The following is a 21,232-nucleotide window of genomic DNA, read 5'->3' as shown; positions in this document are numbered from 1 at the left end:
GGGAGGCCGTCGGGGGCCATCCGGACTTGCCAGTCGCCGTGGTGAATCAGCCGGTGATGAAAACCGCACAACAAGGTGAGATTCCGCAGGTCGGTGGGCCCGCCATCGGCCCAATGATCAATATGGTGGGCGTGGCAGTGCTTGGGCTGTCGATGGCAGCCGGGGAAGGCACAGCCTCGGTCGCGGATGTTGAGTGCTCGCCGTTGCCCGGGGGTGACGAACCGTCTCAAGCGGCCCATGTCGAGGGGTTCACCAGCGGCACTCATCACTACCGGCAGCATCAAGCAGTCGCAGGCGGCGAGTCGTGCCTCCCGGGCGGTCATCTGGCCGACGAAGTCCAGGCACGCGGTCCCGATCCCGGTTTTGAGTTCTTCGAGGCCGATGGTGACGTGGAGCAGCGTTCGATAGCCGGAGGTGCCGGGCTGGTCCGGGCACGCGATCGCCAGATCCAGGATCTCGGCGAAGGCGTCACCCTGACGCTCCGCCTTCGTACGCGGGTCCGCTTGGCCGAACTCGTCGACCGGGCGTGGTTTGGCGTACGCGTCGAGAACGGCAGCGGTGCGGGCACCCAATTCGTCATCCAGCAGGCCGTTCAGCTTCCAGAAGCCGTCCTTGCGGCGTTCCAGGGTGACTTCCCGCGCGGGCTGGGCGGGCTCGGGGTCCTTGGGTTCGTTGCCGTCGGGGGCGAGCCAGGCCAGCAGGTTTTCTTCGGCCTGTCTGAGTTGTCTCGGCCCGGCCTCGCGAGCAAGATCAGCGAGGATCTTCTCCGCACACTCCCGATCCTCCGCAGCCACCTCCGCCGGGATCTTCTTCAGAAACTCCAGAATCTGATCGATGCGGTGTTCTCCGATCGCACCATCAGCCGCAGCCGCGGCAGTGGCGGGCGCGAACGCCGGGATCTCGGTGCCATCGAGTGCGCGGGTCGGGTTCAACGCGATCGCGCGGCGCACGATCGGACCCGCCTCACCTCGGGTCAATCCCGCGATATCGGCGAACCACGACACCGTGGAACCATAGCCGTACAAGTCTTTCGGGCCGCGAGACTCGATCTCCGCCAAAAACCGCCCCAACGCGGCGGAGGCAATCCGGATCACCTGCAGGGACTGCTGCACGCCATGGCCAAGCTCCAGCTTGCCAGCGCGCCACAACTCCTGCGGCAACTCGGGAAGGAAAGTCTCAGACACCCCTCAATAATACCAAACAACAGTCGAACATGTGTTCGTAATTTTAAGCAACAATGAACCATGCGCATTTACCACTGAAGGGTGACGCCACCAGGCCAGGCGACTACTTTGCGGGATACCTCATTTATTGAGAGGTAAGTGACGTGGCGTGTCCCGAAGGCCACTTTCGAGGACGGCTTCAAGGAACACGCGCCGCGGACGTGTTGCCCACGACAACTTTGCCTTACCCCTCAGCAAATACGGAGTCCCACCACGGAAGTGTTCGTAGCGCAAGGCGACGCCACAGCAGCCGGCAAACCAGCCCGCCGGGATCGTGCCCAGCGCTCTTAGCCGACTATTTGAGGGGTAAGGCAAACATGGCGTGATCGCCTCGCTGACGTGAAGGTCCCCTTCCCTACCCTGAAGGTCAAAGGAGGCCTTCGCGGACTGGTCGCAATCAAGGAGGCCCCACTGAGACAGTAGGGCCTCCTTGACTGTCCACAGGGGACACCATTGGACGACTTCATGTCCGATTGATGCCTATATATACGGTTTCAAAGGGGGGCGTGAGTGCTAATTAGGGTTAGAACCCTACTTCGCACTCACAACCCGCTCGCGAAACCACGCATACCACCCAAGTTGGACACTTACCCTTGCAAATAGGGTCCTTAGTGGACAGACCAGTCGCCGTCCCCGCTCCCGTCAGCCGGTCCGGACCCACGCCGGGGCACACCACGTTTGGGTTACCTCTCAAATAAATGCGCCAGCCGGTCGACACGGTGCCGCGAATCCACCGGCTTTCAGCTGTCCGGCACCACGTACAACGTCGACGCGTCGCCTCCGTGCATGGCGACGAGGCTGGTCCGGCAGGCGAAGAGCACTTCGCGGTTCGCGACCGTGTCCGGCGGGACACCACAGCCGTCGCAATAGAGTTCGACCGATCCCGGGAAGCTCTCGTCGACCTCGACGTCGATCGTGCGGTCGCAGCGACGGCACCATCGGTGCCCGGTGACCACGAGTACGTGCAACGGATCGGAGATGCACTGGTGCACCCAGCATCGGTGTACGTAACAGGTGGTGCGCACGTGCGCGCTCAGCCCGTGTTCCTCCGCCACGTCTTCGGCGGCGAGGATGGCCGCCAGCCGCCGGTCGGCGAGCTCACCGTACCGATCCAGACGGCCGCCCGCCCGAGGAGTCGCACGCACATCCTCACGGGAGACCAGCCGGAGACGGGCTCGCGAAGGCGGTGAAGCACGTAGCACCATGTGGGTCTCGACCTTTCGGCATCCACTGGAAGTCATATCAGGTTGCGCCTGTTCCCGCCTGGATGACACCCGTACAACTACCTGTCTTCATACCTCAGCGCATGTTGACAGAGAGGGCGCGAAGCTCGCGGCGACACTCGGCCCGGGTTACGCTTTGAGACCACGAATGTCGCGCTGGGGTTACGTCAGGGGTAAATGACCATGACAGATCCTGAAGCCACCGCTCGCCGCCACCTCGCGCCGGACCGGGTGGGAAAACGGGATGTCGAAGCGCTGGAAACGCAGACGAAGGCGCTCCGTGCCGTCGACTACCAATGCGGGGGCGGGATGTGCCGCGACGCGGTCGTGGTGCGGATCCATCGCGGACACCGGATGCTCGCGATGTCGATCTCCGAGCCGGTGCGGACCAGGCTTTCCTCGGTCGTCGCGGATCTGCACAACCTCGCCGGATGGGCCTGTTTCGACAGTGGTCACGTCGGCGCCGCACAGCACCATCTCGACGTCGCGCTGGAGCTCGCCGCCGCTGCCGAAGACGCCGAATTGACCGCGAACATCCATTACCGCCGAGGCCGGATCCATCTCCATTACGGGGCGACGGACGAAGCCCTCACCCAGTTCGAGCTGGGCAGGCTCGCCGCGAGGCGGGCCGGTTCGAAACTCGCCGCGAGCATCCTGAGCGCGAACCAAGGCTGGGCATACGCCAAGAAAGGCGACGCGAACCTGGCTGTCGGACTGGTTGATCGAGCAGGCGAGGAATTCGCCGAAAAGGATGAATGTGACCCACCCGACTGGGCGAGGTTCTTCACCGAAATCGACGTTTCCGCGATGGCGGGTTCGGTCCATATCGATCTTGCCCTGCGCAAGGGCGGCCGTCATATCGGAATGGCCATCTCCGCACTCACCGACGCCGTCCGCCGATACGGTCCGGAAATGGCGCGCAGCCGTTCGCTGTGCCTGAGCATGCTGGCCACGGGACACGTTCTCGCCGGGGACGGCGACGAGGCGCTGTCCGTCGGCATCCAAGCGATCGAAAGCGCCGAAACGCTCAAATCGGTGCGCACCAGGGACCGGCTGCGCCCGCTCGAACAGGAAGCGGCCAAACACCCCGACGACGCCGATTGCCGGGCCTTGTCGGAAGCGGTGACCCTCTTCGTCAGCGGCGGGGGCCAGACCTGAGAACTGTTCGTTTGTACGGACCTTGTATTCGCGCTGATCATGCTGCCCGGACAAACTTCGGTTAGTTCAGGAGGCAGGAATTGTTGACCAAGGTAGCCGTGCTCGCGACAGCGGCCGCGTTCTCCTTCGGCGTGGCCGCACCGGCCAGCGCCGAAGTGACCGCGGACCTGTTGCCCGCGGCCAACATGGAAGCGGTGCTGAAGGCCGCCCAGATCGATCCGCGCCGGGCAGACAGCGCCTTGACGCCGGGCGCCAAGGACAGCGTGCTGCTCGTCGAGCAGGCGCTGTCGGCCAAGGGACTGCTCGACCAGCAGTACGTCGACGGCCACTTCGGCACGTCGACGATCACCGCGTACTCCAGCTACCAGAAGTCGCTGGGATACACCGGGCTCGACGCCTCCGGCCTGCCGGGCAAGACCTCGCTCGAGAAGCTGGGCGAAAACCGGTACACCGTCACCGCGGTGGTCTCGGCGGGTAGCCGCCTGACCTACCACGGCAAGACGATGAACACCCGGACCAAGGACATGCTGGTGAAGGCCGAGGGTCTGCTCGGCAGGCAGCTCACCATCACGCAGGGCTCGTACAACCCGGGCGGTGTCGGCGCTTCGGCCGGTACGCACGACGGTGGCGGCGCGCTCGACATCGGCGTCGAGGGGATGTCCTCGACCACGCGGACCGACGTCGCGCGGAAGCTGCGTCAGGTCGGTTTCGCGGCGTGGGTCCGGACGCCGGACCAGGGTTTCGCCTACCACATCCACGCCATCGCGCTGTCCGATCCGGACCTGTCGTCCGGCGCGCAGCACCAGGCCGGTGACTACTACCTCGGCTACAACGGCCTCGCGGGCCGCGGTTCCGACGACGGCCCCGCCGTCACGCCGAAGCTCACCTGGGAGGAGTACCAGCGCGCGTGAGCCGGTTTCCCGAAGGCCATCTTTCGCCGAAGTCGATCAACGGTGAAAGGTGGCCTTCGGGCCGTCCGAGAACCCCCAGGTAGGCTTCGGCGCGACGGCAAAACCAGCGGGAAGGGAACATCGCGTGGAGGCTCAACCGGTCGGTCAGTGGCTCGACGAGCTGGCTTCGAAGGCCTCGACACCCGGTGGTGGCGCCGGGGCCGCGATGAACGCCGCGGTGGGTGCCGCCCTGGTCTCCATGGTGTGCAACCTGACCATCGGCAAGCCGAAGTACGCCCAGTTCGAGGAGAGCATGACCGAGGCGCTCGGCAAGGCCGAAGACCTCCGCGGTCGCGCGCTCGGCCTCGCCGCCGACGACGCCGCCGCGTTCGACGCGGTGGTCTCCGCGTACAAGCTCCCGAAGGCCACCGACGAGGAGAAGCAGGCCCGCAGCGCCGCGATCCAGGCCGCACTGGTCGGTGCCGCCGACGTCCCCCTGCGGACGGCCGCCCTCGCCGCCGAGGTCATCGACCTCGCCGCCTCGATCCTCGAAGGCGCCAACACCAACGTCATCTCCGACATCGCGGTCGCGGCCTCTTCCGCCAAGTCCGCGCTCGAGTCTGCCGTGGTCAACGTCGAGGTCAACCTCGCGTCGATGTCCAACGAGCAGCTGCGCAAGGAGACCGAGGCCCGCCTCGGCGAGTACACCTCCGCCGCCGGGCGCGCCGACGCCCTCGTCGCCGAGGTCCGCGAGAGGATCGCCCGATGACGCTGATCGACGGGCGCGCGATCGCCGCCGCCATCACCGCCGAGGTCACCGAGACCGCCGCCAAGCTGCGCGAGTCGGGCACCGCGCCGACGCTGGCCGTGCTCGTGCCGACCGACGACGACGCCACCGCCTGGTACGTGCGCTCGATCGAGCGTGCCGCGAAGAAGGTCGGCGTCGACTGCCGCGTGGTCCAGCTGGAGAAGCCGACCGGCGAGGACGTCACCCGCGAACTCGACAAACTGTCCGCGGACCCGTCGGTGCACGGCATCATCTGCCAGACCCCGCTGCCCGAAGGTGTCACGCTCGACGACGTCGGCGCGCATATCGACCCGCGCAAGGACGTCGACGGCGCCAACCCGGTCAGTCTCGGCCGCCTCACCGCCGGCCTGCCGACCTACGCCCCCGCCACCGCCGCCGCGGTTCTGGAGATCCTGAAGCGCGAGCAGGTCGCCCTGTCCGGCGCCCAGGTCGCCGTCGTGGGCCGCTCGACGGTGGTCGGCAAGCCCGCCGCGTTGCTGCTGCTCGGCGAGAACGCGACGGTGACCGTCTGCCACTCGCGTACCAAGGACCTCGCCGCGGTCACCAAGACCGCGGACGTCCTGGTCGTCGCCGTCGGCCGCGCGCACTTCATCGGCGCGGACCACGTCAAGCCCGGCGCCGTGGTGATCGACGTCGGCACCAACCCGACGCCCGAAGGCGGCCTCGTCGGCGATGTCGACCAGGCCGCGGTCGAGGAGCTCGCCGGCTCGATCACGCCGGTCCCCGGCGGCGTCGGACCGGTCACGACCTCGCTGCTGCTGCGGCACACCGTCACCGCCGCGCAGTCCTGATCCACCGAGAAGGCGGCGAGTCTCGGCACGGGCTCGCCGCCTTTTTCATGTCCCGGAGCCGACGACGGCCTTCACTGTCTTCCGTACGGCTTCCGGCTCGGGCGCGGCACCCGTGCGGTCGGCGAACAGCAGGTGGGTGGCGCCGATGAGGGTGGCCGCGAGCGTGTCGACGTCGGCGTCCGCGGCCAGCCTGCCCAGCCCGCGTTCCGTTTCGAGGTAGGCGGCGATCATCACCGCCGCCTGCGTCAGCACCGGGACCCCGGCAGGCCATTCGCGGCGCAACCGCGCGCGCAGCTCGTCCCGGAAGATCACCAGCGGGACGATCGCCACCGCGACCGATTCGAACACGGCTGTCAGCGCTTCGGACAGGTTTTCGACGATGGTGCCGGTCCCGGCGATCTCTTTCAGCGCGATCGTCTTCTCGTCCAGTTTTTCGACCCTGTCCAGCACGAACTCGGCGAGGAACGCGTCGAAGTCGTCGAAATGCCGGTGCAGCACGCCCTTGGCGCAGTCCGCCTCCGTGGTCACCGCGCGGCTGGTGAGCCCGCTCGGCCCGTCACGGAGAAGGACCCGCTCGGCGGCGTCGAACAGCTGCGCGCGCACGGCGCGCAGGGCTATCCCGGTCGGCATACGACTCCCTTGCGTTGACGAGTGGGCAAGTGCCCACTTATGGTGGGCGCATGCCCACTCTACCGTCGGGGCGCGAGCCCCACCGCCATCGACAGGCCGCCGAATCCTTCGGCGTCGACGTCGAACGCTACGACCGGGCCCGGCCCGCCTATCCCCCGGAACTCATCGACCACCTCGTCGCGACCGCCCCTGGCCGCGAAACCCTCGACATCGGTATCGGCACCGGGATCGACGCACGTCAGTTCCAGGCCGCCGGCTGCCGGGTACTGGGCGTCGAACCGGATCCGCGTATGGCCGAGTTCGCGCGCCTGAGCGGGATCGACGTCGAAGTGGGGACCTTCGAGGCTTGGGAGCCTGCCGGACGCCACTTCGATCTGCTCGTTTCCGGGCAGGCCTGGCATTGGGTGGATCCGGTCGCCGGCGCGGTCAAGGCCGCGGAAGTCCTGCGGCCCGGCGGGCTCTGGGCCGTGTTCTGGCATGTTCCCGAACCGCCGTCGCAGGTCGGGGACGCCTTGATGGACGCGTACCGGCGGCACGTCCCCGACGCTCCCGACGCGCTCAAGAACGTGCCGAAACAGTCCTCCGACGCGTACGGGCAGCTCATCACCAAGATCACCGACGGCCTGCGCGAGGCGGGCGGGTTCGGCGAGCCGGAGCAACAGCGGTACGACTGGGAGAAGGAATACACCCGGGACGAATGGCTGGACCAGCTTCCGACCTTCGGCTCACTCACCTGGGTCGAACCGGGACTGCAGAAAGAGATCCTCGCGGAAGTCGGTGCGGTGATCGATCGAATGGGCGGCCGGTTCACCACGCGCTACACCACGATGGCGATCACCGCCGTGCGGACGTGACCGCCGGTGGCGGGGGCCGCGCCGCCCCCGGCGTCGATCAGGGAGTGACCGGGATGTTGGTCAGGCCGTTCACCGCCCTCGACACGGTGTTGGACGCGTAGACGGCGTTGGGCCGTTCCGAGCACTTCGACGTCGACGTGATCTTGATGGCGTACTGGCCGACGTCGCCGAGATCGGACTTGTTGCCCCGCCAGACGTTCCCGCAGCCGTTCGGGAACGACGGAGTGGTCCCGGGGTTGTGCGTCTCGTAGCCGTTCGCGAAGGTCCCCGGCGAGGCGAACGTGCCGGTGTTGTCCTCGATCACGTAACCGGTCCCCTTGACGTCGACCCACGAATCGGCCGAGTTCTGCCCGGAGACCCCTTGCCCGTCGAAGGTGTTGCCCCGGATGACGCCGTCGGCGGTACCTTCCTTGACGTCGATGGACTCCGCGGCGACGTACGGTCCGATGTGGTTGTTCAGCACCTGGATCCGGTCGCCGCGATCGACACCACCGGAGTTCCCGTGACACGCCCAGTTCGAGTTCGCCGAACCGAGGTAGACGCCTTCACCGTAACCGGGCTGCACGAGACCGGTGTGGCTGATCGTCGAGTCGCGGATGACGCTGTCGGCCGAGGAACGGCGGAAGTGGACACCTTCCTCGTCGATCCGGTGCACCCGGACACCGTCGATCACCGTGTGGTGGGAGTCGTCCGCGACTATCCCCTTCTTCGACTCCTGCACGGTGAAGCCCTGGAGCTGCCAATAAGGCGCACCGTACAGCCAGAACCCGTATCCGGAGTCCCATCCCGCCGTCGGCGCCGGGCACGAGGGCGCCTCCCCCGACGGACCGTCGTTGATCAGGACGGCCGTGGCGGGTCCGGTCACCGTGATGGGCGAGCCCGCCGTTCCGGGCTTCGTGGCCACGAAGGAACCCCGGTAGGTTCCGGCGGCCAGCCGGATGGTCTGCCCAGGACTCGCGGCCGCCAGCGCGGCCTGGAGTTCCGTCGCCGTTCCGACGTCGACCACGTCACCCGCCGGGACGCTGGTCGTCGTGGTGGGTGGTTTACTCGTCGTGGTCGTCCCGGGAGTCGAGCTCGGCGCCCCTCCCCCGCACGGGCTGCCATTGACCGTGCAGCCGGTCGGCAGGCCAAGACCGCTGGTGTTGAAGCCGAACCTCGCCGTACCTCCCGGTTTGATCGTGGCGTTGAAGTCGGCGTTGGTGACCTTGTAGTGCTGGCCGCTCCTGGTCAGCACCGAACTCCATGACGCGGTGACGGTCGTCCCTGCTGGCAGGTCGAATTCGACCGTCCACTGTGTACCGGGTGCGTCACCGGAGTTGGTCAGCGTGTACTTGCCGCCGTATCCGCTGTCCCAGACCGAGCCCTGGGCGAACGTGGCGGACAGGCTGGGTGCGGCCGCTTCTGCGGTGACGACGGCGCCGAACAGGCCCGCCGCCGACACCGTGGCCGCGAGCGCGGCGAACAGTCGTTTCCTCGTCATTCGGTCCCTCCGCACTTCGTTCCGGCGATCGTGCACGCGACCGGGAGCCCCAGTCCGGCGGCGTTGAACCCGAACGTCGCCGTGCCGCCGGGTTTGACGTTTCCGTTGTGCGCCGCGTTCCCGAACCGGTAGTGCCTGCCGGACCTGGTCAGCACCGAACTCCAGGAACTGCTGACCGTCGTCCCCTCGGGCAGGTCGAACTCGACCGCCCACGGGCCCGCCGCGGCCGAACAACTGTTGGTGATGGTGAAGCCGCCACCATAACCGTTGTCCCACAACGATTTACGGGCGAACGCCGCCGTCAGGCAAGCGCCGGGGCCGGGAGGGGTGCTGGTCGGTGTGGAGGTCTGGCCCGTCGAGGACGACGGCGGTGTCCCGTCGACGGACTTCAGGAACAGCGACGTAGCGGCGTCGGTCTTGGTCGCGTCGACCCCGTGCCCACCGGTGTAGTCGCGCTGCTCGTTTTTCGCCCAGTCCGCGATCGGGGTGCCACCGATGTCGAGGTGCTTGTACGCGGTGCCGTCCCAGCCGAAGACGTAGACGCGATGCCGGTCGCCGTAGAAGTCGTTATACGGGCCGTCGTCCGCGAGTTGCTTGGTCATGGCGTTGTTGAAGAAGACGTTGCGATAGCCGGAACCGCCCGACCACTTGACGGCCTTCTTGCCGGCGCCCCACCAGATCGGAAACCAGTTCGAGTCGTCGGGACCGCCGCCGCCCTCCTCGCCGCAGTTGGCCCGGCAGTTGCCGGAACGGTGCGCGTAAGGGACCTTGACCGTGTTGAGTTCGAAGAGATTGTTGCGTTCCCAGCCACCGTGCAGGTTCAGGTCGGAGTCGAACGAGTTGCCGATCACGACGTTGCCCGAGGCGGACCACTGGAAGGTGAAGTGCCGCAACAGGGTCGAAGTGTTCCCGGTGTAGAGCGAATCCCACACCCGGGAGCCGCGGAAGTACCCGTTTCCGCCCTTGCCCTTGTTCCAGGAGCCGTTGAGTTCGTTGTCGACGATCTGGAGGTTCTTGGCCTCCTCCGTGACGATCGGATGCGACCCGGTCATCTCCGCGCGGATGCCGCGGATCCACGAGTTCGCCGCCCACTTGAACACGATGCCGTGCATTTCCGCGGCGGGTGCCATGTTCCCGTAGTTGTTGTTCGCCTCCGCGGGGTTCAGGCCCGGCATGTCCTGCGTGAACCCGAGGTTTTCGAACCCGACGCCGAGCACCGGGTCGACCAGCGGAGCCGCCTTCGAGTCGTAGGCGGCGCCGTCGATCGGGGCCGAACCGTCCGAAGTGGAGTTCACCGGCACGTCGTACTCGAGCGGTTTGTCGAGGGTGATGGTGCGCGCGGTCGTGTCGAGCGCCGTGATCGTGAAGATCTGCTGACGCATGTGCATGTTCAGCAGCGGGAACGTCGTCGGCGTCGCCTGCTGCTGTTCGTAGAACTTCTGCGAGTTGGCCGCCCGGATGTTGACCAGGTTCCCGGCGGCGAGCGAGGTCAAGGCACCGCTGCTCGCCAGGTGGACGACCCGGTCCCCCGCCCTCGCGGCGAACGCGGTGTCACCGGTCTTGCCGCGCAGCTTCACCCCGGCCTTCCAATGGACATTGACCGTGCCCTCGAAGATGTCCTTGCGGTTGGCGGGCGCCGAGGCGTAGTCACTCGCGTAGGACGAGTGCACTCCTCTCGACTGGACACGGAACAGCCCGCGGCCGGGCCACAACCAGCCGCCCTTGCCCGCGCCCGAAGTCATTCCGTCCTCGTCCCAGTCGGAACCGTCCGGGGTGAGGGTGTCGTAAAGCGTGTTCGCGTCGGGCCGGTACACGAACTTCGTCGCGTCCTTGCCCGCCCCGCGCAGGATCAGGTAGTCGGCGTCGACGTGGATCTCGTGCGTGACGTCGAACCGCCCGGCGGGGAAGGTGATCGTGCTCAGCTTGGTGTAGCTCCCGGACGGCGAGCACGCGCTCTTGATCCCGTCGATCGCCGCCTGGATCCCGTTCGTGTCGTCGGCGCCGTCGTCGGGTTTGACGTTGTACTGGCTCGCCAGTTCCGCCGCGGTGACCTGGCAGGTGGCGTTCGGATTCACCTCGGCGGAACCGGGCAGCGCGGCGCCGCCCCGGTATCCCGCCTTGGACCAGTCGTAAAGGCCCGCGACCGGCGCCCTGCGGTTGGCCGCGCCGACGTCGAGGCCGGTCAGCGCACCCGGACCAGGGGCGGCGTCCGCGGCACCGGGCGGCAACTGCACGAGCGCGGCGGTGGCGACCACGGCGGCGACCGCCGGTAGGACGGCACGACGAAGAGGACTTTTTCGGGACACCCGAAACCTCCGTGACGGACTGACGGAAGGTGTTGCGGCGTGTACACCCGGACCTCGCCTTTATAGTTCACGTTCCTGTCACCCGTCAACGGATGTGAATATCGTCCACGTATGTGAACACTGCCACGGTCGGCTCAGCTCTCGCCCGACCGGAAACGGTCGAGCACCCGTCGCTCCCGTTTCGTCGGGCGTCCCGCTCCTCGCTCCCGCCGTGCGACCGGCGTGGCGGACTCGGGCGGCGGCGGAGGCGTCCGATCGATGAAGCAGGTCGCCGCGTCGGCGGCGCCGACGCGTTTCTGGATCACCCGCGTCACTTCCAAGATCCGCGTGATGTCGTTGACCCGCGCACGCACCTCGTCGCCTGCCACGACCGTGGTCGCGGGTTTGGCGGGTTTGCCGTTCACGCGAACATGGCCGCCACGGCACGCGGCGGCGGCGTCCGGGCGCGTCTTGGTCAGCCGGACGGCCCACAGCCAGCGATCAACTCGAGTGGACTCCACAGCCGTACATAGTGGCCCATCCACCGCCGCGATGCCCGCCTGCCTCGCCCCAGTGGGCGGAAAAGAACCCGCACCTTTATTGCCACCCGACTGAGCCAGAGGTATAACTTGTTCTAAATACCTCAAAGGTGAGGAAGATCACATGAGCGATGAATCCATGTGGAGCAGTGCATCTGGACAGTTATCCCGCCGCGTATTCATCACAGGAACTGGTTCTATCTTGGGAGCCGCGGCCCTGAGTGGGACCGCCTTCGCTTCTCCCGGGAACCGGCCGGCGGTGAAAAGCTCGATCACCGACGCCGCGCAAATCCCGGCACTCGTCATCGGTTCCGGATACGGCGGCTGCGTCGCCGCGCTCCGGCTCGCCGAGGCGGGCGTCGACGTCCACCTCGTCGAACTCGGCAAGGCGTGGGACACCCCGGGCACGGACGGCAAGATCTTCGCCAACACCACTTCCCCGGACTACCGCTCCTACTGGCTGCGGACGAGGACCAAGCAGCCGTTGAGCAACTTCCTCGGTTTCCCGCTGGACAAGGCCGTCCCGCGCCACACCGGGATCCTCGACGCCGAGGAGTTCAGCGGCATCACCGTCTATCAGGGCCGCGGCGTCGGCGGCGGCTCGCTGGTCAACGGCGGGATGGCCGTCACGCCGAAACGGGAGAACTTCGGCTCGGTACTGCCCACGGTGAACGCGGACGAGATGTACGGCGTCTACTACCCTCGCGCCAACGCGGGCCTCGGCGTCGCCACGATCGACCCGAACTGGTTCGAGACCGCCGAGTGCTACCAGTACGCGCGCGTCGGCCGGAAACACGCGCAGCGCTCGGGTTTCCCCTTCCTGTTCGTCCCGGACGTGTACGACTGGGACTACATGAAGAAGGAACAGGCGGGCACGGTGCCGAGATCCGCGCTGGCCGGGGAGATCCTCTACGGCAACAACGCGGGCAAGAAATCGTTGCAGCAGACCTATCTTCCGCGGATCAAGGCGACAGGCCGGGTGACGATCTCCTCGCTGCACCGCGTCACCTCGGTCACCCCGGCGTCCGGCGGCGGATACACCGTGGTGATGGAGCAACTCGACACCGGCGGCACGGTGACCGCGACGAAATCCGTGACAGCGGGCAAGGTGTTCTTCGCCGCGGGCAGTGTCGGCACGAGCAAGCTACTGGTCAAACTCAAGGCGACCGGGGCACTGCCCAACCTCAGTCCGGAGGTCGGGAAGGGCTGGGGCGACAACGGGAACGTCATGTGCGGCCGGGCCAACCACCTGTGGGATCCCACGGGCTCGCTGCAGTCGTCGATCCCGACCGGAGGCATCGACAACTGGGCGGCGGGCGGCGCGTTCGCCGAGGTCGCACCACTGCCGACCGGTATCGAGACCTACGCGTCGTTCTACCTGTCCATCACGAAGAATCCGCACCGGGCGACGTTCTCCTGGAACGCGAGCGCGAACAAGGTCGACCTCGACTGGCAGACCGCCTGGAAACAGCCGTCGATCGACATGGCCAAGTCGATCTTCGACAAGATCAATGCCAAGGAGGGGACGATCTACCGGACCGATCTGTTCGGCACGTACAAGATCTGGGGCGATCATCTCACCTATCACCCGCTCGGCGGCGCGGTACTGGGCAAGGCGACCGACAATTACGGCAGGCTCCACGGCTATCCGGGGCTTTACGTGATCGACGGCGCGCTTATTCCCGGTAATACGACCGTCAACCCGTTCGTCTCCATTACCGCGCTGGCCGAACGGAACATCGAAAAGATCGTCGCCACCGATTTGTGACGACGATCGAACACTTTTCATGAGAATGAGCCGGGGCCGCCACCCCGGCCCGTTCTTCAGCTCTTCGGCAGAACGCAGACGGTGTCGATCCCCAGCACGTGGTTCAGCCGCCCGAACGCCAGCCAGGAACCGATACTCATGCTCAATTCCACGATTTCCCGCTGGCTGTAGTGCTCCCCCATGCGCTTCCAGAATTCGTCGTCGATGCCGTGATGGTCGAGCGCGTACCGTTCGGCGTACTCGACGGCCAGCCTGGTCCGCTCGTCGAACGCCTCGGTGGTACGCCACTCGGTGACCGCGTCGGCGAACTCCTCCTCGACCTTCACCCCGTCGCGTTCGGTCCGCCAGTCCAGGCAGAAGACACAGCCGTTGATCTGCGCGATCCGCAGCCGCGCCGCCTCGAACTCCCGGAGCCCCAGCGTCGTGTGCGAATAGACGGCGAGCGAGAAGTTCGACGCCGCGGCGCCGATACCGGGCACCATCTCGCCCCAGACGTAGCCGATCGGGTCCTTGCCCTCGGGAATGTCGATGTTCAACGCGCGCTCCTTCCGAGCTTGCCGATGGCCGGTCGCAACGGCACGTCGAGGGCGTCGTAGAGCCCAGGCTTGGCATCGACGAGCCAGTCGATGGCACCGACCAGCCTGCCGACCGCGGTCGCGTTGCCGCCGGCGGACCGGTTCTCCCCCTCGTCGGTGGCCTCGACCGAGACCTCGATCCTCGGGCGGCCTTCGATGATCACCCGGTGCGCGCCGTCGCCGCTGGGCGGCATCGGCCAGTCCGGCGCGCACGACGCGTGAATCCGGGTGACGTGCTCGATGACGATGCGGGGCTCACCGCCCACGATGCCCTGTACCTCGAACCGGACCGCCCCCTGCGTGCCCGCCTCGAACTCGCCCATCGCCCGCGTGGTCACGGTCTCCTCGAGCGGGCGGCGATCCAGCGTCTCGCGGATCTCGTCGAGCTCGACGCCGAGCCCGCGGGCGATCAGCCGCACCTGCCCACCCCACACCATCGTCGGGACCGACGGCGCCAGCATCGGCGGTTGATAGTCCATCGGCTGCCCCATGCCGACCAGGTAGCGGACCGAATCCGGCTGGTCGTAGGTGGAGTAGTCGAAGATCTCCTGGCAGCGGACGGCATCGACGGTGGTGCCGAGCCCGCTGATCAGCAGCGGCAGGATGTCGTTGCCCCAGCCGGGATCGACGCCGGAGACGAACAGCGAACCACCACCGTCTGCGATCGCCGCGAGCACGGGTTCACGCAGTTCTTCAGGCGCGTTGCGCTGGTCGTACAACGCGTAGAGCGCGGGCGTCACCACCACCGCACCCGCCCGGATCGCGCGGACGATGTCGGCGAGCGCGTCGGCGGGCCGGATGTCACCGGAGGCCGCGTACACCACCGCTCGCGGTCCCGCCGCCAGAATCGCTTCGACGTCATCGGTCGCCGCCACACCCAGTTCACCTTCGACACCCGCGAGCGCCGCCGCGTCGCGGCCGACCTTCGCGGGATCGTGCACGAGCACCCCCGCGAGCTCCAACGCCGGATGCGCGTCGACGGCCCGGATGGAGGCACGGCCGATGTTGCCTGTACCCCAGACGACCGTCGGAATCATGGAGCGAGGTAACCTCGGCTTCATTCCCAAGGGCAACGAAAGCGTTCCGGTACGCGGAACGGACGTCGTTTTCTTCGCTCACCGGGACAGGCGTTCGGCCATTCGCCGGACGGCAATCGGGTTGAGGGCCGTCGACGGCGATGTGTAGTGTGCGCTCTCGTGACGAGCCCCGAGTCGGACAGAACCCCGCCGCCGGTCATCCGGCGGCGAGTCGTCGTGTCCGGCCGTTAGGCGCCGGACCTCTCGCTTCCCGGTGACCGGAGCGCTGTTCCGTGCGCCCGGCCGGGTTTCCCTGTCCCGCGTACGGCTTCTCCTGCTCACCTTCTGCTTGGGAGTCGTCCGTTGCCCCTGTTCGTCTATGTCCTCGGCCTTGCCGTCTTCGCGCAAGGCACCTCCGAATTCATGGCCTCCGGTCTCGTGCCGGGGATCGCCGGTGACCTGTCGGTCCCGGCAGGCGCGGCCGCCACGCTGACGTCGGCTTACGCCGTCGGAATGATCGTCGGCGCGCCCGCCATGGCCGTGCTCAGCGCACGCTGGCCCCGACGGCGGGCGCTGGCCGGATTCTTGACCGCCTTCGTCGTGGTGCACGTCGTCGGCGCGCTCACGACGAGTTTTCCGGTGCTGTTCGGCACCAGGATCGTCGCGGCGGTCGTCAACGCCGGATTTCTCGCCGTCGCCATGCCCGTCGCGGCCGCCTTGGCACCGAAGGGAAAGCAAGCGCGGGCGACCGCTGTCCTGCTCGCGGGAGTGACCCTGTCGTGTGTCGTCGGCGTGCCTGCGGGCTCCGTGCTGGGTGAGCTCGCGGGCTGGCGCTCGGCGTTCTGGGCGGTCGCCGCACTCTGCCTGCCCGCGCTGGTGCTGGTGTTCCGTTCGGCGCCCGCCGACGCGGCGGGTCTGCCGGAAGTGTCGATCAGCTGCGAAGCTCGCGAGCTGAAAGCACGTCCGGTCCGGCAGGCGATGATCCTCGCGGCCTTGGTCAACGGCGCGACCTTCGCGACGTTCGCGTTCCTCGCGGTGATCGCGACGGACGTCGCTCGCCTGCCCGCCGGAGCGGTTTCCGGGTTGCTGGCGACGTTCGGCGTCGGCGCGTTCGTCGGCGTCAGCGTGGCGGGCCGTCTGGGTGACGGCGAACTCCGCCGCGGTCTGGTACTGGCGTTGTGCACGGTGCCGGTCGGCTGGGCGGTGCTGGCGGTGACCAGTGCCCACCCGGTCGCCCTCTTCGCGGTGACGACCGTCCAAGGTGGACTGTCGTTCGGCTGCGGATCGGCACTCGTGGCCAGGGTCATGCGCGTGGCATCCGGCGCGCCGACCCTCGGCGGCTCGTTCGCCACGGTCGCGCTCAACGTGGGCGCGTTCCTGGGACCGGTGCTCGCCGGTTTCGTCACGGAAGCGACCGATGACTACCGCCACGCCATCTGGATCAGCGCGGCCATCGCCGCCGTGGCGATCGTCCCGGCTTTGTCGGCTCGGCGGGTGAAGGTGCCTGGCTAGGACCAAGGGCCTGTCCGGCGGACTTCGCCGGACAGGCCCCTCGTTCAGCGCTTGAGCGTGAAGGTGAAGTCGCCGGAGAGCTTGCCGCTCAACCGGACTGACGCAACAAGGTTCCCTTCGACGATCAGCCTCTCCACCTCCGCTCGCGAAAGCGCGCACCCTTCGGCAATCAAGCGCGCCGGCCGGACAGGGATCCGCGCTGCGAACCGGACCGACACTTCGATCACCTCGCGGTCCAGGTGATCCGATCCGCCGGTGTCGAGACGCCAGGCGTTGTCCCAGTCGAGGACGACGCGATTACGTCGCTGCACAACCGGATCCTGGAGCAGTTCGGCGGTCAGCCCAGGATCGTTGTCGTGCAGGCGATCCAGCAGCTCTGGCTGTACGGAGCGAACGTTCACCCGCTCCAGGACCGTGAGCTTCGCGGTGTCCCCGCAAGCGGTACAGAGCACCAGGAGCCAGACGTCGATCAGCTTGTGATTCGCGTTGACCCGGAATTTGCCGCTCGCCCGGAAACGCTCGGACGCGCATACGTGGCAACGGCGATGGACGAGAGGAAGGCAGGTGGGCACGACGGCCCAGTTTTCGAGCACGGCAAGTACACCCGGTTTCAGTGAGAAGTCCGCAGCGAAAAGGAGCGCGGCGCGAAGGCGCGACGCGCGACGAATCAGCGCTCGGGAGGTCTCACAGGGTGTACAACGGCACGTCCCTTGCCTGGACGACTGGGTTCCGCGGCACAGTAGCGGCGCACGGCGTCACCGCTCCACCGGTTTTTCGAGCGTCCGGGCCCTAGTCGCTTGGAAGCCGCGCGTGCAGGTGAACGTCGTGCCAGCCGTCGGCGTGCAACATCGAAGAGCGCATAGTCCCTTCGAGCCCGTACCCGGCCTTGTCCGCGACGCGGCACGAGGCGGAGTTCTCGGTCGAATGCAGGAGGGACAACCGGTGCAGACGGACGGTTTCGAACGCCCACCGCGTCAACGCCGCCACCGCGCCACCCGCGATCCCGGCGCCGCGCGCGGACGGGAGAACCCAGTAGGACAGCTGCGCGGACGCCTCGAAGAGCGACACGGTGCGGAGACCGACTTGCCCGACCGGCCGATCGTCGCGGGCGTCGACCACCGCCCAGCTCGCATCCGTCTCGTCCGCCCAGCGCTGTGTCCAGCTCTCGATCCAGGTGCGGGCCTCGTCCGCGCCATCGACGCGGCGGACATGCCAGCGCTGGATGGCGGGGCAGGCGAAGGCGGCTTCGACGGCCTCCGCGTCGTCAGCGCACCAGGGCCGCAACACGAGCCTGTCGTCGACGATCAGACACGGCTGCTTGGCGGCCCGGAAGGTGCCGGCCGGCAGGGCGGGCTCGATGAGCAGAGGCACCCGACCATCATCGCGCACCGGTGTCCGTCCGTCTGGGTAACATCGGCCGGATCATGGAGATGATCACCGTCCCGGCCGGCGAAGTGACCCTTTCTGACCGGCGGACGCAGCGACAGTGGACGGTCGACGTCGCGTCCTTCCGGCTCGCGCCGGTACCGGTCACCCAGGAGTTGTACACGGGCGAGGCGGGCAAGCTCCCCGCCACCGGTATCTCGTGGCTGGACGCCGTCCGGTTCTGCAACACCCTGTCCGAACGCGATGACCTCGCCCCCGCGTACGACTTGGATTCCCTGTCCTGGGACACCTCCGCGGACGGTTATCGCCTGCCGTCGGAGGCGGAATGGGAGCATGCCTGCCGCGCCGGCACGACCGGACCCCGCTACGGCCTGCTCGACGAAATCGCCTGGTATCGCGAGAACTCGGCGGAGTCGATGCACGACGTCGGCGGGAAGACACCCAACGCGTGGGGCCTGTACGACATGCTCGGCAACGTCTGGGAATGGTGCTGGGACATCTACGACGCCGAGGTGTACGGCGAGTACCGGGTTCTCCGGGGTGGCGGCTGGTTCGACGAGCAGTGGAGCTGCCGGGCGTCGGTGCGGCGCCGCAGTCACCCGACTTTCCGCGTCGACGACGTCGGTTTCCGCCTCGCCCGAACACGGTGACCCCTCTGGCAGCACGCGGCGATCACACGATTGAATGACGCCACGGACACCCGGCCGGGGTGTCGGACCCTGGAGGCAACCGTGGCCGCACCCCGAGATGTCGAACGCGTCTATTCCACCGCCGACGTCGTCGCCAAACTGCGCCGTCTCGCCGACGCGCTGGAGTCCGAGACCTCGTTCCGCATCCAGATCGCCGGAGAGCGGTTCCGCGTCCCCGCCAGCGCGCAGTTCTCGATCGAGCACGAGCGCGGCGACGGCGAGGAAGAGGTCGAGTTCCAGCTGAAGTGGAAGATCGAAGACGACGAAGGCGACGAGGACGCTGAAGGTACCGTCGTCTGAGCGAGGTCCGAGGAGCTCGGCTAGTCGGTGTGCACGGCGACGAGTTCCATCCAGAAGTCGGGCGCGTACTTGGCGATCTTGGAGAACTCCATCTTGCCGGCGGGGCAGGCCCGTTTCGACGTGTCGACGACGCCGTTGCTCCAGTGCACGATCGCCCATACGCACCGGCCGTCCTTCATATGGTCGGTGACCCAGATCTCCAGGTAATCGCCGCATTCGCGGTACCAGATCGACCCGGCGGTGTCGTCGCGGTGGTCGCGCACGTCGGTGCTGCGCTGCGGGCAGGAGCCGACCGCGCCGACGGGGCTCGGCCGTCCGACGTTGGCCCGCAGGTCGGGCTGATAGGCGAGGATCGTCCACGGCCACACCCCGGCGACGGCGGTGGCGATCAGTACGCCCGTGACCGCGCCGATCAGGAGCAGGAGAAGCCGGTGTCCGAAGGCCGCCCGACGCGACACCTTGGGCGGTTGCCGGACGGGATCCCCGAAAGCGAGTTCGACGACGTCGCCGCTGTCCGCCGTCTGGGTGGTCGACCTGGCGAGGACACCTTGTAAACCCTTCACCATTTCTTCGGTTTGCCCGAGGCCGAGAAGAATGGCGCGCAACTCACCTTGCGTCGGCGGTTCACGTCTGCCGTTCTCGATTTCCGAAATTCGTTCACGCCTGATCCTGAGCCCGTGTTTCGCCGCGCGACCCGCCACGTTGTCCTGGGTGAGGCGCCGTTCGTCCCGGAGCCGTTTGATCAGTGCGCCGAGCTCTTCGACACCGGCGATGTCACCGGAATCGCCGCTCCGGGCTTCCATAGCGCTCCCCTGTCCCTCAGCGCTGTGCGACCGTGCAGACGTAGGTTAGCGACACCTGGACAGACCGGCGCTTCCGGCCATGTTCCCGCAGGTCGACACGGTGTGCGCTGTCGCGACAAAATTTCCCGACGTCGCGACGGCAGGATATTCCACGCTCTTTTCTCATCCGGCGAAACGAATGAGGAAGGAACTACTGTGACCCACGATCTCACCGGCGCGGCCTGGTTCAAGAGCAGTCGCTGCGGAGGCGGCCCGACCTGTGTGGAAGTCGCCTTCCTGGAAACGGGGGTCGGCGTCCGGGACGCCAAGGATCCCGGCCCCGCGTTCGTCGTCGCTCCCGGGAACTGGTCGGCTTTCGTCCGCCATTGTTCCGAGACGCGGGACGCTCAGGAATGCGACCCCGCCACCTCGTGAATCAGTGCCACCGATTCCGAGGGTGTCAGGGCCAGTGCCTGGACCCGCTCGAACGCCGAGACGTACTGCGCGACGCGAGCGGGCTCCTGGGTCAGCCGCCCTTCGGTGAGGTCGTCGGTGTAGACGATCTTCGGGTCTTGGGGCCGGGGGAAGCCGAGGATGATGAACCCGCCGGCCTGCGCGGGATGCATCCCGGCGGACGACGGCAGGACCCGCGCGGTGACGTGCGGGTCCTCCGCCGCCTCGGCCAGGTGCCGCAGCTGCGCGGCCATCAGGCCCGGCTCGGCCACCGGACGGCGAAGAACGTTCTCGTCGACGACGACCGACAGATGCGGCGGATTCTCCCGGCGGAGGAGCGCTTGGCGGTCCATCCGCAGCCCGACGCGACGCTCGGCGATCTCGGGCGTGCAACCGGCGGCGAGGGACAGCGCGTGCGCGTATTCGCGGGTCTGGAGCAGGCCAGGTATCCATTGCGGCTGGTACTCGCCGATTTCGGCGGCCTCGTCCTCATAACCGAGGTAGAGGTTGTAGCCGTCGTAGATGACGCCTTCGAGCTCCGGCCGCTTGCCGCGCTGCCGCGACACCGCGAGCAGCGCCGCCCGCCGAGCGCCGGTCACCTCGTAGAAGTCCAGCAGTTCGCGCAGATCCAGTGGCCGGACGGCGACCTGACCGGTCTCGATGCGGCTGATCTTCGCGGCCGAGCACTCCAGGCGCCCGGCGGCCTCGTCGAGCGTTCTGCCCGCCTGCTCCCGGAGATTTCGGAGCTCGCCACCGAACCGGCGCCGGTCTTCCACCGCCTCAGACGTCCCTGCCACCCGAACTCCCATCCAAGCAAAAACTACACACTGCAACTCTTGCACTACGTGACGGCAGTCACTACCGTCTCTT

General features: G+C 67.4%; 22 protein-coding genes. 10 read left to right on the top strand and 12 right to left on the bottom strand.

From position 1 onward, the window contains the following. Positions 1-1,184 (bottom strand): HNH endonuclease signature motif containing protein (locus ACZ7KI_RS28370; protein WP_470276112.1); only part of this gene is annotated, 1,184 nt, incomplete at its 3' end. Between the two features lie 779 nt (positions 1,185-1,963). Next, on the bottom strand, positions 1,964-2,368 hold the full coding sequence (locus ACZ7KI_RS28365; RefSeq protein WP_470276111.1) for a hypothetical protein: 405 nt from the start codon (positions 2,366-2,368) through the stop codon (positions 1,964-1,966). Between the two features lie 261 nt (positions 2,369-2,629). Between ACZ7KI_RS28365 and ACZ7KI_RS28360 the strand changes: the two genes are divergently transcribed. From ACZ7KI_RS28360 to ACZ7KI_RS28345, 4 genes are all read left to right on the top strand, one after another. Continuing rightward, positions 2,630-3,604, top strand: coding sequence for a hypothetical protein (locus ACZ7KI_RS28360; protein WP_470276110.1), 975 nt, complete (start codon positions 2,630-2,632; stop codon positions 3,602-3,604). An 80-nt stretch (positions 3,605-3,684) separates the two neighbouring features. Then, a complete protein-coding gene (locus ACZ7KI_RS28355) occupies positions 3,685-4,515 on the top strand; it encodes a peptidoglycan-binding domain-containing protein (RefSeq protein ID WP_470276109.1) in 831 nt (276 codons plus the stop codon). Positions 4,516-4,639: 124 nt separating this feature from the next. Then, entirely contained in the window at positions 4,640-5,263 is a 624-nt protein-coding gene (locus tag ACZ7KI_RS28350; protein WP_470276108.1) for a cyclodeaminase/cyclohydrolase family protein, read from the top strand. Beyond that, entirely contained in the window at positions 5,260-6,093 is an 834-nt protein-coding gene (locus tag ACZ7KI_RS28345; RefSeq protein WP_465461910.1) for a bifunctional 5,10-methylenetetrahydrofolate dehydrogenase/5,10-methenyltetrahydrofolate cyclohydrolase, read from the top strand. Before ACZ7KI_RS28350 ends, ACZ7KI_RS28345 begins: the two co-directional genes overlap by 4 nt. Before the next feature lie 45 nt (positions 6,094-6,138). On the opposite strand, the gene ACZ7KI_RS28340 is transcribed toward ACZ7KI_RS28345, so the two are convergent. Further along, positions 6,139-6,723 carry a TetR/AcrR family transcriptional regulator gene (locus ACZ7KI_RS28340; protein ID WP_470276107.1) on the bottom strand — a complete coding sequence of 195 codons (585 nt, stop codon included), beginning with the start codon at positions 6,721-6,723 and terminating at the stop codon, positions 6,139-6,141. Positions 6,724-6,773: 50 nt separating this feature from the next. Here ACZ7KI_RS28340 and ACZ7KI_RS28335 point away from each other — a divergent pair, with 50 nt between their 5' ends. Next, a complete protein-coding gene (locus ACZ7KI_RS28335; RefSeq protein ID WP_470276106.1) occupies positions 6,774-7,577 on the top strand; it encodes a class I SAM-dependent methyltransferase in 804 nt (267 codons plus the stop codon). Positions 7,578-7,614: 37 nt separating this feature from the next. On the opposite strand, the gene ACZ7KI_RS28330 is transcribed toward ACZ7KI_RS28335, so the two are convergent. The 3 genes from ACZ7KI_RS28330 to ACZ7KI_RS28320 all read right to left on the bottom strand — a co-directional run bounded on the left by ACZ7KI_RS28330 (position 7,615) and on the right by ACZ7KI_RS28320 (position 11,863). Beyond that, positions 7,615-9,057, bottom strand: coding sequence for a cellulose binding domain-containing protein (locus ACZ7KI_RS28330; protein ID WP_470276105.1), 1,443 nt, complete (start codon positions 9,055-9,057; stop codon positions 7,615-7,617). Then, positions 9,054-11,363, bottom strand: coding sequence for a cellulose binding domain-containing protein (locus ACZ7KI_RS28325; protein WP_470276104.1), 2,310 nt, complete (start codon positions 11,361-11,363; stop codon positions 9,054-9,056). The genes ACZ7KI_RS28330 and ACZ7KI_RS28325 overlap by 4 nt, the downstream gene beginning before the upstream one ends. Before the next feature lie 134 nt (positions 11,364-11,497). Continuing rightward, positions 11,498-11,863: an RNA-binding S4 domain-containing protein gene (locus ACZ7KI_RS28320; protein WP_470276103.1), complete on the bottom strand. Its 366-nt coding sequence runs from the start codon at positions 11,861-11,863 to the stop codon at positions 11,498-11,500. A gap of 277 nt (positions 11,864-12,140) precedes the next feature. Here ACZ7KI_RS28320 and ACZ7KI_RS28315 point away from each other — a divergent pair, with 277 nt between their 5' ends. Continuing rightward, complete coding sequence (locus ACZ7KI_RS28315) at positions 12,141-13,649, top strand: GMC oxidoreductase (protein ID WP_470276102.1); 1,509 nt, start codon at positions 12,141-12,143, stop codon at positions 13,647-13,649. Between the two features lie 56 nt (positions 13,650-13,705). Here ACZ7KI_RS28315 and ACZ7KI_RS28310 read toward each other — a convergent pair whose 3' ends face one another. Together ACZ7KI_RS28310 and ACZ7KI_RS28305 are read right to left on the bottom strand one after the other, a co-directional pair. Next, entirely contained in the window at positions 13,706-14,185 is a 480-nt protein-coding gene (locus ACZ7KI_RS28310; protein ID WP_470276101.1) for a carboxymuconolactone decarboxylase family protein, read from the bottom strand. After that, entirely contained in the window at positions 14,182-15,261 is a 1,080-nt protein-coding gene (locus ACZ7KI_RS28305) for an NAD(P)H-dependent amine dehydrogenase family protein (protein WP_470276100.1), read from the bottom strand. The genes ACZ7KI_RS28310 and ACZ7KI_RS28305 overlap by 4 nt, the downstream gene beginning before the upstream one ends. Before the next feature lie 342 nt (positions 15,262-15,603). Here ACZ7KI_RS28305 and ACZ7KI_RS28300 point away from each other — a divergent pair, with 342 nt between their 5' ends. Beyond that, a complete protein-coding gene (locus tag ACZ7KI_RS28300) occupies positions 15,604-16,752 on the top strand; it encodes a Cmx/CmrA family chloramphenicol efflux MFS transporter (RefSeq protein WP_470276099.1) in 1,149 nt (382 codons plus the stop codon). Between the two features lie 44 nt (positions 16,753-16,796). On the opposite strand, the gene ACZ7KI_RS28295 is transcribed toward ACZ7KI_RS28300, so the two are convergent. Together ACZ7KI_RS28295 and ACZ7KI_RS28290 are read right to left on the bottom strand one after the other, a co-directional pair. Next, positions 16,797-17,345 (bottom strand): DUF1062 domain-containing protein, encoded by a 549-nt coding sequence (locus tag ACZ7KI_RS28295; protein WP_470276098.1) that lies wholly within the window; start codon positions 17,343-17,345, stop codon positions 16,797-16,799. Between the two features lie 196 nt (positions 17,346-17,541). Further along, the gene (locus tag ACZ7KI_RS28290) at positions 17,542-18,123 is read right to left on the bottom strand and encodes a GNAT family N-acetyltransferase (protein ID WP_470276097.1); all 582 of its coding nucleotides are present in this window, start codon (positions 18,121-18,123) and stop codon (positions 17,542-17,544) included. A gap of 53 nt (positions 18,124-18,176) precedes the next feature. Here ACZ7KI_RS28290 and ACZ7KI_RS28285 point away from each other — a divergent pair, with 53 nt between their 5' ends. Further along, on the top strand, positions 18,177-18,788 hold the full coding sequence (locus ACZ7KI_RS28285; protein WP_470276117.1) for a formylglycine-generating enzyme family protein: 612 nt from the start codon (positions 18,177-18,179) through the stop codon (positions 18,786-18,788). An 81-nt stretch (positions 18,789-18,869) separates the two neighbouring features. Next, on the top strand, positions 18,870-19,127 hold the full coding sequence (locus tag ACZ7KI_RS28280; RefSeq protein ID WP_470276096.1) for an amphi-Trp domain-containing protein: 258 nt from the start codon (positions 18,870-18,872) through the stop codon (positions 19,125-19,127). A gap of 20 nt (positions 19,128-19,147) precedes the next feature. Here ACZ7KI_RS28280 and ACZ7KI_RS28275 read toward each other — a convergent pair whose 3' ends face one another. Then, positions 19,148-19,930 (bottom strand): helix-turn-helix domain-containing protein, encoded by a 783-nt coding sequence (locus ACZ7KI_RS28275; protein WP_470276095.1) that lies wholly within the window; start codon positions 19,928-19,930, stop codon positions 19,148-19,150. A gap of 195 nt (positions 19,931-20,125) precedes the next feature. On the opposite strand from ACZ7KI_RS28275, the gene ACZ7KI_RS28270 reads away from it, so the two are divergent. Further along, positions 20,126-20,344 carry a DUF397 domain-containing protein gene (locus tag ACZ7KI_RS28270; protein WP_470276094.1) on the top strand — a complete coding sequence of 73 codons (219 nt, stop codon included), beginning with the start codon at positions 20,126-20,128 and terminating at the stop codon, positions 20,342-20,344. On the opposite strand, the gene ACZ7KI_RS28265 is transcribed toward ACZ7KI_RS28270, so the two are convergent. After that, positions 20,317-21,159 carry a helix-turn-helix domain-containing protein gene (locus ACZ7KI_RS28265; protein WP_470276093.1) on the bottom strand — a complete coding sequence of 281 codons (843 nt, stop codon included), beginning with the start codon at positions 21,157-21,159 and terminating at the stop codon, positions 20,317-20,319. The two genes, ACZ7KI_RS28270 and ACZ7KI_RS28265, sit on opposite strands and share 28 nt — an antisense overlap. Positions 21,160-21,232 lie beyond the last annotated feature (73 nt).

The organism is Amycolatopsis sp. NPDC039088, from assembly GCF_055598845.1.
This window is presented reverse-complemented; position numbering and strand designations above follow the sequence as displayed.